The sequence below is a fragment of the Burkholderia sp. SIMBA_051 genome, from assembly GCF_046534915.1.
Taxonomy (GTDB): Bacteria; Pseudomonadota; Gammaproteobacteria; order Burkholderiales; family Burkholderiaceae; genus Burkholderia; species Burkholderia ambifaria.
In genome coordinates, this window is the sequence record NZ_JAWRXS010000334.1 from 1 (window position 1) to 268 (window position 268).

1 protein-coding gene is annotated in these 268 nt (G+C 64.2%); it reads right to left on the bottom strand.

Translation table 11 applies throughout. From position 1 onward, the window contains the following. Nucleotides 1-205, bottom strand: a 205-nt coding sequence (locus tag SB771_RS34765) for a zinc-binding dehydrogenase (RefSeq protein ID WP_410722011.1), incomplete at its 3' end; no start/stop codon positions are given. Nucleotides 206-268: the final 63 nt, after the last annotated feature.

Sequence of the window (268 nt, forward strand, 5' to 3'; positions counted from 1 at the left end):
TCCCGCCCAAAGCGTCCAATGCAGCATGGGGACCCAAACCCCCTAGCGCCTTGCGCACCTCCGCAGCGAATGTTTCGGGAGTGTGGCCCTTGGCGGAGACCGCGTAACGAGCCCCGAGCGACTTGGCCTGTGCGAGTTTGCTGTCGTCAATATCAATCGCCACTGGAATTGCGCCGAGCGCCGCGCAAATTTCAATCGCGGCCAAGCCGACACCGCCGCAACCGAAGACGGCCACAGTCTCGCCGGCTTGCAGCCTAGCGCGGACTCG